This window comes from Noviluteimonas caseinilytica (assembly GCF_018406605.1).
Taxonomy (GTDB): Bacteria; Pseudomonadota; Gammaproteobacteria; order Xanthomonadales; family Xanthomonadaceae; genus Noviluteimonas; species Noviluteimonas caseinilytica.
Map to the genome: position 1 here is coordinate 2,359,739 of NZ_AP024545.1, position 13,689 is coordinate 2,373,427.

Consider the following 13,689-nt stretch of genomic DNA (forward strand, 5'->3'; position numbering starts at 1 on the left):
GGCTAATCAATTGGGCGCCGCGGCAACGCGGACGACGCTGGTCATCCGGTCGACGTAGCGGTGGTCCTGGTCGTACATCAGCGGCAGCAGCGGCGTCACCGACACCGCGTTGAGGTGCAGCGAGAAGCGCTTCCCGTCGGGGCCGAGGATGCTGCCGCCGTTGGTGTCGTGGATGACGTAGGGCTGCCCGTCGATGCGGCCGATCACCATCATCACGTGGCCGGGGATGTAGACGAGGTCGCCGACATCCAGCGCGGCGACGGCGGTGTCGCGCTGCGCGCGCGTGGACGTGTCGTCGAAGCGCGTCTTGCGCAGCGCGGGGCTGCGCGCCTGGTCGCTGGTGTTGCGCGGCAGCAGGATGCCGAGGCTGGCATACACCTCCGACACGAAGCCGCTGCAGTCGCGGTCGCCGTAATCGTGGCCCCAGCCGTAGCGTTCGCCGAGGAACTTGAAGCCCTGGCGCACGATGTTGGCGCGCGTGAGCGGGAGCGGGGCGGCTTGCGTGTCGGCGATCTTCGGCACCAGCGCCGGCGCGAGTTGCAACGTGCCGTCGTCGCCGCGGATCGGCAGCGAGACGATGTGCGAGGTGTAGGGATGCTGGCCGTTGACCGGCACGTCGGGCTTCGCATCGGCGAGCGGCAGGCGCGTGCCCATCTCCAGCAGCACTTCGGAGGCCTTCGGCAATTCGGGCGTGTAGACGGTGCGGATCTTCGCGCCGGTCACCAGGCGGTACGGCGACTTCGTGGCGTAAGCCAGCACGTTGTCGCGCGGGCCGGTCGCCAGGAACTTGCGTTCGATCCACGCGCGATAGCGCTGGCTCACGACGAAGGCCCATTGCCCGTCGCGGCTGGTGTGCACGATCGCCACCGGCGTGCCGGGGAAGACGCCGCTTTCCTGGAACCGGTCGATGTCGGTGTCGTCGTCGCTGGTGAACGCGCGCAGGTTGGACGGGAAGGTGCGCAGCGAGGCGCGCTGCACGACGAGCGCCCAGGTGAGCGGCGCATCGGCGAGCTTGTCGAGCGCGAGCGCATCGACGAGGCCGTCGATCGTTGCCGCGGGAATCGCGCGGTGCTGTTCGTCGTACAGCGGTTTCGACGGGCGGCTGGAAAGATCGGTGATCCATTCGTTCGCCTGCGCCTTCGTCACCGACGCGGGCAGGGCGGACAGGTCGTACAGCGAAGGATCGGTGGCCTGCATGCGCGCGTTGGCGGCGGCGATCGCATTCGCATCCAGCAGCACGCGATCCGCATCGGCGCCCATGCGCGCCACCCAGAACGCCGGATCCAGTTGCGCATCCGTCACGCCGGGCACGCCGGAGGCGGGCACCACCAGCGCGTGGACGGGTTCGCGCGCCGGTGCAGGCGCGCACGCGATCGCCAGGGCGAGGCCGGCGACGAGCGGAATGGACGGAAGGCGCATGGAGGACCTCACGATCAGGGAGCGAGCGACGACAGGATCGATGCCATCAGCAATCCGAACCCGGTGCCGAGGATATAGCCCAGCAACGCGAGCAGGACGCCCACCGGCACCAGTGCGGGGGAGTACGCAGCGGCCAGCACGGGCGTGGCCGCCACGCCGCCGACGTGCGCGAGCGAGGAGATGCCGCACAGGTGCAGGTCGAAGTGGAAGAGTTTCGCCATCAGCACGAGCAGCGTGGCGTGGATCAGCAGGATGCTCAGGCCGCACGCGATGTACCACGGCGCCGCGGCGATGCCTTCGAAATTGCTCTGCGAGGCCAGCACCGCCACGACGAAGATCAGCAGCGCGCTGGCGATCGGGCCGGCGCCGGGGAATTTCGACAGCGGCGTGTGCGCGACGATGAGTCCCGCGACGGTCGCGAAGATGATCGTCCACGAGGTCTTGCTGAGGAAGTCCGAATCGGGGATCAGCCCCGCGATCCAGCTCGACACCACGCCCACCGCGAGCGCCAGGCCCAGCCACAGCAGCACGGCGTCCGGCGTGACCGGGCCGCGCGGCGCGGGCACGGCCGCGACGATGTCGCCGGCGGCCTTCGCCTTCGTCCAGCGATTGAAGGCGGGCGCGAGGCGCGCGACCGAGAACAGCACGGCCACCCACACCGAGTAGCACAGCGCATCGGTGAACAGCGCCATCGCGAGCGCGTTGTCGGACATGCCGATCGCTTCCTTCACCGCGACCAGGTTGGCCGACCCGCCCACCCACGACCCGCTCAACGCGGCGAGCGGCTGCCAGCCGGTCTCCGGCAACACGTGGCGGAAGATCAGGTACGTCGCGATGAACGCGACGAACAGGCACAGCGTCGTGCTGAAGAACACCGCGAGCACGCGTGGCCCGAGCGCGAAGATCGCCCGCAGGTCGCAGTTGATCATCAGCAGGAACAGCATCGCGGGGATCGCCTGGCCGATCAGCGCCTTCTGCGCGCCCTGGATCTCCGGGTTGATCTGCCACAGCCCGGCCACCGACAGCCCGGTGACGCACAGGTAGACCATGACGATCGGGGGCATGACCGAGAACAGCCGCCAGCCGAAGCGCCGTTCCAGCATCGGGAACAGGCCCGCGATCGACAGCAGCAACGCCAGGTATGGCCAGACCGTGTGGATCATGCGCGCCCCATCCGGCCCGGGGTCCGGGCGTGGTCGGAATATATATTCATCGTTCGTCGGCTTGGAAGAATAATTTATTGACCGCCCCCCGGACGCGTGTTACACAGCCGCACGCATGCCGTCACAGGGTGGTTGCGCTTGGACGAACTGGCCCGCCGTTCGATGTCCCCCCGACCTTCGCAAGCGGGCACTCCCCGCATGCGTGGCCGGCTGGCCCTTGCACTGGTGGCGATCGTACTCGGCGGCGGCGCGGCGATGGCGGCGGCCCTGTATCAAGGCGAGATCCCGCCGCCGGCCCCCGCCCGCATCGTGGCGCTGGTCGATGCCGGCGACTTCAAGCAAGCCAACACCGCCATCGATGCCGCCCTCGCGGCCCCGGGCATTTCCGCTTCAGACCGCGACGCTTTGCTCTTCGAACGCGAGCGCATGCGCCGCATCCGCCTGGATTTCAACAAGTCCGAGGCCGACGTCCGCAAGCAGTTGCGCGAGAACGTCCCGGACCTGCGCGACGATGAGTTCGCCGCGTGGGAGCGCAGCAACCAGCTCGAACACATGACGATCGACGGCGAGAAGCGTTACTTCTCGCGCGGCGCGTCGAACCTGTATCGCCTGAGCCCCGAAGCCCTGGCGCGCCGCAAGGCCCCGCCGAAATACACCGACAGCCCGCTCGAATCCGCCCATCCGCACCACGCGCAGGCGCGCGTCGAAGCGTTGAAGACCGGCAAGACGAGCGTGCTGCCGCAGCGGTTCCGCGTCACGCAGTCGCTCACCGTCGAAGCCGACGCGGTGCCCGCGGGCGAAACGGTGCGCGCGTGGGTGCCGTATCCGCGCGCGATCCCCGGCCAGCAGGACGCCATCAGGTTCGTGTCGAGCACGCCCGGCACGCACGTCATCGCGCCGGAATCCGCCCTGCAGCGCACCGTCTACATGGAAGCGCCGGCGGTGCAGGGCAAGCCGACGACCTTCGAAGTCTCGTACGAAGTCACGATCTCAGCGCAGTACCACCCGATCGATGCAGCGAAGGTCGTGCCGCTCTCCGATGCGCAGCGCCGCGAACTCGCGCCGTACCTGCAAGCGCGTGCGCCGCACATCGTGTTCACCGATGCGATGAAGCAGCTTTCGCGCGAGACCGTCGGCGACGAAAAGAACCCGTACCGCATCGCGCAGAAACTCTTCCGCCTGGTGGACGACCAGTACCCGTGGGCCGGCGCGCGCGAGTATTCGACGATCCCCAACATTTCCGATTACGCCCTGCACGCGCACCACGGCGACTGCGGCCAGCAGACGCTGCTGCTGATGACGCTGCTGCGCCTGAACGGCATTCCCGCGCGCTGGCAGTCGGGGATGATGTTCTCGCCCACCGATTACTGGAATTTGCACGACTGGGGCCAGGTGTACCTGGCGCCGTACGGCTGGGTGCCGATGGACGTGACGTTCGGGCGCCTGCAAGGCAACCCGGACACCGAGTGGTTCTACCTCGGCGGCCTGGATGGCTATCGCATCGCCTTCAACGACGAGTGGGGCGTGCCGTTCTTCGACGCCACCGCACCGCAGGCGAAGCATTTCTTCCGATCCGAAACCGTCGACTCGCAACGCGGCGAAGCCGAGTGGCGCGGCGGGAACCTCTACTTCGATCAGTTCGACTACGACTTCAAGTGGACATTGCTCCGGGAGGGGACATGAAGCACACGTTGATGCGCAGGACGTCGTTGTGGTGCGCGCTGGCCTTGGCCTTCACGGCGCCGATGGCCCTCGCGGCGAATACCGATGGTGCGCTGGTCGGCCACGTGGCCGCGGGCGCCACCGTCACCGCGCGCAACCCGCAGACCGGGTTCGAACGCACCGTCACGGCGGATGCCGACGGCAACTATCGCTTCCCGTTCCTGCCCGTGGGCACGTACACCGTGCAGGCGAGCCAGGGCGGAGCGGCGGTGGGTGCGCCGGTCACGGTGTACGTGAGCCTCGGCAACGCGACCACCGCCGATCTCGGCGGCAGCGCGTCGACGCTGGATACGGTGACCGTGATCGGCGCCGGCGGCACGATCATCGACACCACGTCGACCGAATCGGCCACCAACATCACCGCCGAGGAACTGCAGCGCCTGCCGGTGGAGCGCGATGCGCTCTCCGTCGCGCTGCTCGCGCCGGGCCTGGTGCGCGGCGAGTTCGGCGGCGTGTCGTTCGGCGGGTCGTCGGTCGCGGAAAACGCGGTCTACATCAACGGCCTGAACGTCACCGACTTCTACAACCGCGTCGGCTTCTCGTCGGTGCCGTTCTCCTTCTTCAAGGAATTCCAGGTCAAGACCGGCGGCTATTCCGTCGAGTTCGGCCGCACGACGGGCGGCGTGATCAACGCGGTGACGAAGTCCGGCACCAACGACTTCCAGTACGGCGCCGAGCTGGTCTGGGAGCCGGACTTCCTGCAGGACACGCAGGAAGACCACGTCGGCCGCATCTCGCGCTACGACGAATACGACCGCACGAGCCTCAACCTCTATGCGTCCGGCCCGCTGATCAAGGATCGCCTGTTCTTCTTCGGCATGTACGAGGCGCGCGACTACCAGCCGCGCAATTCCGACGACGGCTATTCGAACTACTTCGACGGCGACTCCAACAGCGGGTTCTGGGGCGCGAAGATCGACTGGCAGATCAGCGACAAGCACCTGCTGGAATTCCTGGCGTTCTCCGACGACGACACGCTGACCACCGACTCGTTCAACGTCGACGACGCCGGCATCCGTACCTACGAGAACACCTCGTTCAACGAGACCGGCGGCAAGGACTGGTCGCTGGCCTACACCGGCTACCTCACCGACACCTTCTCGATGAAGGCGCTGTACGGCGAGAACCAGCGCAACGCCAACGTCAACAGCCTGGCCGACGATGCGTGCACGCTGGTGCAGGACCGCCGGGTGAGCTCCGACTTCATCGGCTGCACCGCCAACACCTCCGTCATTTCCCGCACCGACGAACGCAAGGCCGCGCGCCTGGACTTCGAGTGGCAGCTGGGCGAACACCTGCTGCGCTTCGGCCTGGACCACGAGCAGAACACCAGCGACTACAACAGCCGCTACCCGGGCCCGGGCTTCCGCTACGAAGTGTTCAACGTGCCGGGCAGCGGCCGCGTCAACGGCACGCCGGTGCCCCCGGGCACCACGGCCTACGTGCGCACGCGCGAAGTCCGCAACCAGGGCACGTTCGAAACCGACAACTCGGCCTGGTACCTGGAAGACAACTGGCAGGTCACCGACAAGCTGATGCTCAACGCGGGCGTGCGCGTGGAAGGCTTCGACAACAAGAACGCGGCCGGCGACAGCTACATCAAGATGGACAACATGGTGGCGCCGCGCTTCGGGTTCTCGTTCGATCCGCACGCCGACGGCCGGATGAAGATCTTCGGCAACGTGGGGCGCTACTTCCTGCCCGTGGCCAACGTCATCAACATCAAGCAGGCCGGTCCGTTCCTGGATCGCCGCACGTTCTACGCGTTCAACGGCTTCGGTCCCGACAACACGCCGATCCTCGGGCCGCAGATCGGCCCCGTCGACGAATCGCAGGGCAACGGCCAGGTCGCCGACCTGCGCGGCGAGGTGGACGCGGACATGGATCCGGTCTACCAGGACGAGCTGATCCTGGGCTTCCAGCAGCAGCTGACCGATGCGTGGTCGTGGGGCATCCGCGGCATCCACCGCAAGCTGCACAACGCCATCGACGACATGGAGATCACCTGGAACGGCTTCTGCGAAGTGGACTTCTTCGCGATGGCCAACCCGGGCAAGGACCTCACCGTCCTCAGCGACACCGATTGCGATGGCGAGAACGACGCCTTCGTGAACATCGATACGTCGAAGACGGGCTGGGCGATGTACGACGTGGACGGGAACCTCATCGGCATCACCGGTTGGCCGAAGCCGCGCCGCTCGTACAAGGCACTGGAGTTCCAGCTGGATCGCGCGTGGGACAACCGCTGGGCGTTCAATGCGTCGTACACGCTGTCGTACAGCGAGGGCAACGCGGAAGGCCCGGTGAATTCCGACACCGACTTCTCCGACTCGGGCCGCACCGAAGCCTTCGACAATCCGTGGGTGAACTTCAGCGGCGACGGGTATCTCCCGAACGACCGCCGCCACCAGGTCAAGATGCGCGGCACGTACGCGTTCAACGACAACTGGCAGGTGGGCGCGACGCTCGATGCGCGTTCCGGTCGCCCGGTGAGCGCGTTCGGCGCCGGCAACCCGTTCGATGCCACGGAGTTCCACAGCTTCTACGTGTGCGCCCCCAACTGCAGCCCGGCCAGCCCGGCGCGCAACTTCACGCTGTACCAGCGCGGCACCCAGGGTCGCCTGCCGTGGACCTACGACCTCGGCGCGAACGTGACGTACCTGCATTCGTTCGGCACCGCCGACCTGCGCGTGAAGTTCGCGGTCTACAACCTGCTCAACCAGCAACGCGTCAACGAAGTCAACGAAGACCTGGAACTCGAGGACGGCCTCGGCACGTTCAACGAGTTCTATGGCCAGGGCACGGGCTACCAGTCCCGCCGCTACGGCCAGATCACGGTCTCCGTCGACTTCTGATCGCTCCAACGTTGTCCTGAGGTACCCCTTCCGGCGGCCTTCCTGGCCGCCGCTTTTTTTCCACTATCCTTCGACACCATGCGCACATTCCGATCGATCTGCTTCGTGGCACTGGGCGTCTTCGCAGGAAACGCCTGGGCCGCCGATCCCGCGTACGACCGCATCGTCGACGACGTCGTCGCGCGCTACCACCTGCCGGGCGTGGCGGTGGGGGTGATCGAGGACGGCAAGGTCACGTACACCCGCACCGTCGGCGAAGCGGAAGCCGGCAGCGGCAAGCCGATCACGTCGCAATCGATCTTCAAGATCGCCTCCAACAGCAAGGCGATGACGGCCAGCGTGCTGGCGAGACTGGTCGACCAGGGCAAGCTGCACTGGGACGATCCGGTGGTGAAGTACCTGCCGGACTTCCGGATGCACGATCCGTGGGTGACCGAACACATGCTGGTGCGCGACCTGCTCGTGCACAACAGCGGCCTGCCGGAAGGCGGCGGCGATCTCATGCTGTGGCCGGAGCCGAACCATTTCTCGCGCGAGGACATCGTGCACGGGCTGGGGTACATCAAGCCGGCGTACGGATTCCGCGCGGGCTATGCGTACGACAACCTGCTGTACGTGGTCGCGGGCCAGGTTGCAGCGGCGGCGGGGGGCGCGCCGTACGAAACACTGGTCCAGCGCGAGATCTTCGCGCCGCTGCACCTGTCGCGCTGCCGCGTCGGCGCGTTCGATCGCGATGCGACGGGCAACGTGGCGCAGCCGCACGTGCGCGGGGAAGACGGGCGTTACAAGGTCGGCGACAACACGGATGCGGTGCACGTCGAACCGATCGCCTCCGCGCCCGCCGGCGGCATCCGCTGCAGCCTCGACGACATGCTGGCGTGGATGGGCAACTGGCTCGCGCCCACCGAAGCGCAGAAGCCGTGGCTCTCCGCCGAACAGCGCAAGCAGATGTGGCTCGCGCGCACGCCCATGCCGGTGTCGGCGCGGCGCAAGCGCTGGGACAACACGCACGTCTATGCGTACGGCTACGGCTTCCGCATGGCGGATGTCGACGGGCAGTGGACCGTGTCGCACACGGGCACTTTGTCGGGCATGTATTCGATGATGATGCTGCTGCCGGACAAGCGCAGCGGGTTCGTCTTCATGATCAACGGCGATGCGGACGACGCGCGCACGGTGCTGGGCGAAACGCTGCTGAAGCAGTTCACTGCGCCGCAGCAGCACGCGACGGTGAAGCAGTACGCGGACGAGCTGGATGCGGAAGCGAAGGCCGCCGCGGCGGCTTCGAAGCCGGCGAAAAAAGCGGAGGTGGCGCGCAAGCCCGTCGTCGCGCCGTTCGACGCCACGCGCACCGGCACGTGGCGCGACCCGTGGTTCGGCGTCGTGCGCGTGTGCCCGGCGGGCGATCGCCTGACGTTCGTCTCCGACAAGTCGCCGCTGATGCACGGCACGATCGTGAAGGTGGGCGATCGCTGGCGCATCGACTGGGACGAAGACCGCATGGACCTGGAAGCCTGGGTCGACTTCAAGGGCGACGGCGTCGCGCGGCGGATGACGCTGGCGAAGGTCGATCCCGACGGCGACTTCAGTTCCGACTACGAAGACCTGGCGTTCGAACGCACGGGCGAGTGCCCCGCGCGCTGACGCCCCGGCGGATCAGGGGGCGAGCAGCAGGCGCAGGCCGACGCCCGGTTCGGTGAGGATCCAGCGGGGCGATGCCGCGTCGTCGCCCAGCTTCTGCCGCAGCTTGCCGACCAGGATGCGCAGGTAATGCGTGTCCTGTTCGTAGGTGGGGCCCCAGAGTTCGCGCAGCAGCTGCGACTGCGTGACCACCCGGCCGACGTTGCGCGCCAGCATCGCCAGCAGCGCGTATTCCTTGCGCGTCAGCGTCACTGCATCGCCGCCCAGCGTCACCGTGCGCTCGGCGAGGTCGATGCGCAGGTAACCGTCGTCCAGCGTCGCGCGCTCCGGCACGGTGGATGGTCCGCGCAGCTGCGCGCGCACGCGCGCGAGCAGTTCATGCACGCCGAAGGGCTTGGTGATGTAGTCGTTCGCGCCCGCATCGAGCGCGGACACCTTTTCCGTTTCCTCCGCGCGGCCGGACAGGACGATCACGGGCACCTGGCTCCATTGCCGAACGGCGCGCAGCAAGGCCTGGCCATCGCCGTCGGGCAGGGTGAGGTCCAGCACGACGAGGTCCGCGCCCCGGGCGCCGAGCGATTGCAGTCCGCGTTGCTCGCCGTCGGCGGTATCCACGTTGTAGCCGTTCGCGCGCAGCACCGTGGCGAGGAAGCGACGCAGTTCCGCATCGTCGTCCACGACCAGGATGCGCGCGGGGCGGATGTGGTCTTCCGTCCACGCCGCGCCCGACACCAGGGCGCCGATCACGGGGCAGCGTCCGGCGGCGCCTCCCGCGTCGGCAGGGTGAGGCGGAAGCAGGTGCCGTGCGGCAGGTCGGCGGGGCAGGTGCGAATGTCGCCGCCGTGCGCGCGCACGATGCTGCGACTGATCCACAGGCCGAGGCCGGAGCCGCCGTGCGTGTCGCCCGCGTCGGTCACGAACATCTCGAAGGCGTGTTCGCCCACCGAGGCCGCAATGCCGGGGCCGGCGTCGCGGATCTCGACGATCGTCTCGCGCGCGTTCTGTTCGATGCGCACCAGGATCGCCTCGTCCGCCGGCGAATACTTGGTCGCGTTGTGCAGCACGTTGAAGATCGCCTGCTCGAGCAATGCGCCGTGCACGTGCAGCAGCGCCAGTCGCGGTGCGGCCTCCACGTCGATGCGTGCGCCGGCACCGAGGCGCCGCGCGCGGTTGACCGCGCAGCCCACGATCTCGTCGATGCCGACCCAGTCGCGCACGAGCGCAAGCCCGCCCGCGGCGTCGCGGGACGCGCGCGTCATGTGCTGCAGGTTGCGCAGGTAGCCGTCGAGGCGTTCGCCCTCGTGGCGGATGATGGCGAGGAACGCGTGGCGTTCGTCTTCGTCCATCCGCGGTTGCGAATGCCGCAGCACTTCCGCCGCGCCCATCATCACCGACAACGGTGCGCGCAGGTCGTGCAGCACGGAAGCAAGCAGGGCCATCGGGAAGGCCGCCGGCCCATCGTTCATCGCAGGCGCGTCGCCACCGGCATGGCCGGCGCGATGCTGCCTGCGTTCGTCCTGGTTGGTGTTGGCGTTGGTCTGCATTCGGCTCGCTGGGTGTTTGAAACCGACGGACGTTTTAGCGGCCGTCGCGTGACCCGCAACCGAACAGGTCGGAAAATTTACGCGTTCTTTACGTGAATTCACGCGTTTCCAACTAGGCGTTCAAGCAAGTGTCAGGAACACTTGCACGTCGTCGCACACGCTCTTCACGTGGTGCGCACGCCAACGTCGCGCGCTCGGCGCGATGCATTACAGCAGGGGCGCGAACGAACGTGACACACACTCCCATCGGCTCGGGCATTCCAGGGCTCGACGTTGTGCTGGGCGGCGGCTACACGCCGGGCCGCCTCTACCTGGTGGAAGGCCTGCCGGGCTCGGGCAAGACCACGCTGGCGATGCAGTTCCTCCTCGACGGTCGCGCACGCGGCGAGCGCGTGCTGTACGTGTCGCTTTCCGAAACCGTGTCGGAACTGCGCGAGATGGCGGAGTCGCACGGCTGGTCGCTGGACGGCATCTGCCTGTACGAAGCGCTGGCCGTCGATGCCTCCGGGGTCGATGCGCACTACACGATGTTCCATCCCTCGGAGATCGAACTGGCCGACACCACGCGCCGGATCATGGAGCACATCGAAGCGATCGCGCCGGACCGCCTGGTGTTCGATTCGCTGGCGGAGCTGCGATTGCTGTCCGGCTCGGCGCTGCGCTATCGCCGCCACGTGCTGGCGTTGAAGCAGTACTTCGCCGACCGCGCCTGCACCACGCTGCTGCTGGACGACGTTTCCGCATCGGAAGGCGGCATGCAGGTGCACACGATCGTGCACGGCGTGGTGCGCCTGTCCGCGCTGGATTCGGACTTCGGCGGCGACCGGCGGCGCCTGCGCGTCAACAAGTACCGCGGGCGGCGTTTCATCGGCGGGTACCACGACTACCGAATCGAACATGGTGGGCTGCAGGTGTTCCCGCGCCTGGTGGCGTCCGAGTTCCGGCGCGAGGGCGAGCAGCGCTCCGTGGGCACGGGCGAGCCGCGACTGGACGCGCTCCTGGGCGGCGGCGTCGATCGCGGCACGAGCACCTTGCTGATCGGCGCGGCGGGCACGGGCAAGTCGTCGCTCGCCACGCTGATCGCGTCGACGGCCGCGGAGCGCGGCGAGCGCTCGGCGATCTTCGCCTTCGACGAAAGCGTGCGCTCCTTCATCACGCGCTCGCAGGGCCTCGGCTTCCCGATCGAACGCTACCTGCGCGATGGGCATATCCACCTGCAGGCGGTGGATCCGGCCGAGTTGTCCTCCGGCGAGTTCACCCAGGTCATCCGCGACGCGGTGGAACTGCACGGTGCGCGCGTGGTGGTCATCGACAGCCTCAACGGCTATCTCAACGCCATGCCGGAACAGCAGTACATGCTGCTGCAACTGCACGAGTTGCTGGCCTACCTCGGATCGCTGGGCGTCATCACCATCCTCATCAGCGCGCAGCTGGGATTGATCGGCACGATGAGCAACAGCCTCGACGTGAGCTACCTCGCCGATTCGGTGGTGCTGCTGCGGTACTTCGAAGCCAGCGGCGAAGTGCGCCAGGCGATCTCGGTGCTGAAGAAGCGCACGGGTGCGCACGAACGCACGATCCGCCCGTTCAAGCTCGGGCCCGACGGGTTCGAGATCGGCGAGCCGCTGCGCGAGTTCCGCGGCGTGCTGACCGGCGTGCCGCAGGAACGCAGCGCGTCGGCCGGCGGCGCTGGCCGGTGAGGGGCGAAGCGCCTTCCCATCGCGGGATGTCCGTCGCGCTGCTGCTGCCCACGCCGCGCGACACGGAACTGGCCGCGCGCCTGCTGGCCGACGAAGCCATCACCGCGGTGCGCTGCGACACGGTCTTCGACCTGGAGCGTGCGCTGGAAGGCGAGGTCGGTGCGGTGTTCGTCGCGGAAGAATGGCTCTCCACCGGTGCCCAGCGCGTGCTGGGCGACACCGTGGTGCGGCAACCGGGCTGGTCGGACCTGCCGATCCTGGTGCTCGCGCGGGTGGGCAGCGACTCCCACCACCTCGCGCGCATCACCAGCGAGCTCGGCAACGCGACGGTCCTGGAACGTCCGTTGCGGGTGGCCACATTGACCAGCGCTGCGCGCAGTGCGCTGCGCGCGCGCTGGCGGCAATACCAGATCCACGCGCAACTCGAAGCGCTGGAGCACGCACGTGCCCAGCTGGACGTGGCGGCGCGGCGCAAGGACGAATTCCTTGCCATCCTCGGCCACGAACTGCGCAACCCGCTCGCGCCCATCCGCAACGCGTTGCAGGTGTTGCTGCAGCGCGCGAAGCCGCGCTCGGACGAGCACGCGCTGATGTCGATGATGCGCCGGCAGGTGGACCACATGGTGCGCCTGGTCGAAGACCTGATCGACGTGGCCCGCGTCACGCGCGGCACGGTGGAACTGCGTTGCCGGCCGGCGCGCGTGTCGGAGGTGTTGCGCAGCGCAGTGGAGTTGAGCCAGCCGCTCATCGACGCGGGGCAGCATGCGTTGCACGTGGACGTGCAGGACGACGCGCTGCTGGTGATGGCCGATCCGGTGCGGATCGCGCAGGTCTTCAGCAACCTGCTCAACAACGCGGCGAAGTATTCGCCGCCGGGCGGGCGCATCGACGTGACCGTGGCGCGCGAAGGCCAGCAGGCGGTGGTCACCATCGTCGACGCCGGCGTCGGCATCGAGCCTGCGGTGTTGCCGCGCGTGTTCGACTTGTTCACCCAGGGCAACCAGGGCCCGCATCGCGCGAAGGACGGCCTGGGCATCGGCCTGACGCTGGTGCGCACGCTGGTGGAACTGCATGGCGGCACCGTGAGCGCGCACAGCGAAGGGCCACGACGCGGCTCCACGTTCTGCGTGCGGTTGCCGTTGCTGGAGGGCGACGCGCTTCCTGCGACCCCCGAGCTCGTCGAACCGGCGGCCGAGGTCGCCACCCCGAATGCGCTGCGCGTGATGGTCGTGGACGACAACGTGGATGCGGCGGAGACGCTGGGCATGTTGCTGTCGTCGATGGGCGTGGACCATCGCATCGCCTTCGAGGCTTCGATGCATTGCGCATCGCCGGCGACTTCGATCCGCACGCGATGTTCCTCGACCTCGGCATGCCCGGGATGGACGGTTACGAACTCGCGCGACGCCTGCGCGATGCACCCGGCGGCGCGGCGCGCGTGCTCATTGCATTGACGGGCTGGAGCCAGGCCGAAGACCAGCTGCGCACGCGCGACGCGGGCTTCGACCACCATTTGTCGAAGCCCGCCGACCTCGACGCACTGGATCGCCTGCTCGATCGCATTCATGCGAGCGCGGCGTGAAAGCGCGACGCGCGAACGCGGCCGTGATACAGGCGGGCCTCACCTCGCGCGGCGTAGGCTCCG

Annotated in this window: 10 protein-coding genes; 6 read left to right on the forward strand and 4 right to left on the reverse strand. The window is 67.9% G+C overall.

Translation table 11 applies throughout. The annotated features are described in order from the left end of the window. Positions 1-6: 6 nt before the first annotated feature. Together LYSCAS_RS11500 and LYSCAS_RS11505 are read right to left on the reverse strand one after the other, a co-directional pair. Positions 7-1,419: a C40 family peptidase gene (locus tag LYSCAS_RS11500; protein WP_213434178.1), complete on the reverse strand. Its 1,413-nt coding sequence runs from the start codon at positions 1,417-1,419 to the stop codon at positions 7-9. A gap of 14 nt (positions 1,420-1,433) precedes the next feature. Beyond that, positions 1,434-2,582 (reverse strand): DUF819 family protein, encoded by a 1,149-nt coding sequence (locus LYSCAS_RS11505; RefSeq protein ID WP_213434179.1) that lies wholly within the window; start codon positions 2,580-2,582, stop codon positions 1,434-1,436. A 198-nt stretch (positions 2,583-2,780) separates the two neighbouring features. On the opposite strand from LYSCAS_RS11505, the gene LYSCAS_RS11510 reads away from it, so the two are divergent. The 3 genes from LYSCAS_RS11510 to LYSCAS_RS11520 all read left to right on the forward strand — a co-directional run bounded on the left by LYSCAS_RS11510 (position 2,781) and on the right by LYSCAS_RS11520 (position 8,803). Then, positions 2,781-4,265 (forward strand): transglutaminase-like domain-containing protein, encoded by a 1,485-nt coding sequence (locus LYSCAS_RS11510; protein WP_213434180.1) that lies wholly within the window; start codon positions 2,781-2,783, stop codon positions 4,263-4,265. Beyond that, on the forward strand, positions 4,262-7,159 hold the full coding sequence (locus LYSCAS_RS11515; RefSeq protein ID WP_213434181.1) for a TonB-dependent receptor: 2,898 nt from the start codon (positions 4,262-4,264) through the stop codon (positions 7,157-7,159). Before LYSCAS_RS11510 ends, LYSCAS_RS11515 begins: the two co-directional genes overlap by 4 nt. A 78-nt stretch (positions 7,160-7,237) precedes the next feature. Continuing rightward, positions 7,238-8,803, forward strand: coding sequence for a serine hydrolase (locus tag LYSCAS_RS11520; RefSeq protein WP_213434182.1), 1,566 nt, complete (start codon positions 7,238-7,240; stop codon positions 8,801-8,803). Positions 8,804-8,815: 12 nt separating this feature from the next. Here the strand turns inward: LYSCAS_RS11520 and LYSCAS_RS11525 are convergent, their stop codons facing one another. Further along, positions 8,816-9,544, reverse strand: coding sequence for a response regulator (locus LYSCAS_RS11525; protein WP_244858747.1), 729 nt, complete (start codon positions 9,542-9,544; stop codon positions 8,816-8,818). After that, positions 9,544-10,344 carry a sensor histidine kinase gene (locus LYSCAS_RS11530; RefSeq protein ID WP_213434183.1) on the reverse strand — a complete coding sequence of 267 codons (801 nt, stop codon included), beginning with the start codon at positions 10,342-10,344 and terminating at the stop codon, positions 9,544-9,546. The genes LYSCAS_RS11525 and LYSCAS_RS11530 overlap by 1 nt, the downstream gene beginning before the upstream one ends. A 230-nt stretch (positions 10,345-10,574) precedes the next feature. Between LYSCAS_RS11530 and LYSCAS_RS11535 the strand changes: the two genes are divergently transcribed. Genes LYSCAS_RS11535 through LYSCAS_RS16025 form a run of 3 tightly spaced genes read left to right on the forward strand, consistent with a single transcriptional unit; the run spans position 10,575 to position 13,626 of the window. Next, a complete protein-coding gene (locus LYSCAS_RS11535; RefSeq protein ID WP_213434184.1) occupies positions 10,575-12,044 on the forward strand; it encodes an ATPase domain-containing protein in 1,470 nt (489 codons plus the stop codon). Between the two features lie 26 nt (positions 12,045-12,070). Continuing rightward, positions 12,071-13,498, forward strand: coding sequence for a hybrid sensor histidine kinase/response regulator (locus tag LYSCAS_RS11540; protein ID WP_213434185.1), 1,428 nt, complete (start codon positions 12,071-12,073; stop codon positions 13,496-13,498). Continuing rightward, a complete protein-coding gene (locus LYSCAS_RS16025) occupies positions 13,399-13,626 on the forward strand; it encodes a response regulator (protein ID WP_244858529.1) in 228 nt (75 codons plus the stop codon). The genes LYSCAS_RS11540 and LYSCAS_RS16025 overlap by 100 nt, the downstream gene beginning before the upstream one ends. The last annotated feature ends 63 nt before the right edge of the window (positions 13,627-13,689 follow it).